Source organism: Adlercreutzia sp. DFI.6.23 (genome assembly GCF_024462535.1).
GTDB lineage: Bacteria > Actinomycetota > Coriobacteriia > Coriobacteriales > Eggerthellaceae > Adlercreutzia > Adlercreutzia rubneri.
In genome coordinates this window covers 1-288 of record NZ_JANGBP010000797.1, presented here as the reverse complement: position 1 = coordinate 288, position 288 = coordinate 1, and the positions used below count along the sequence as shown (strand labels likewise).

The following is a 288-nucleotide window of genomic DNA, read 5'->3' as shown; positions in this document are numbered from 1 at the left end:
ATGGCTGGCTGCAGGAAAGTGAGCTGCAATATATTGATTTTGCCATTCAGATGGAGGCCATGGGGGTAAAGACGATCATTGTGACAGATATTTCCAAGGATGGGACCATGGCTGGTCCAAACACGGAGATGCTGGCAGAGCTAAAGAAAACCGTATCGATCAATATCATAGCTTCCGGCGGTATCCGTGACATTACGCACATACAGGCACTGAAGCATCTGGACATCTACGGAGCGATTACAGGGAAGGCGATGTATGCCGAAACATTGTCTCTGCCGCAGGCAATCG

Annotated in this window: 1 protein-coding gene; it reads left to right on the top strand. The window is 49.3% G+C overall.

What is annotated here, in order from left to right:
* Positions 1-288 (top strand): HisA/HisF-related TIM barrel protein (locus tag NE591_RS15515; protein ID WP_256157132.1); only part of this gene is annotated, 288 nt, incomplete at both ends.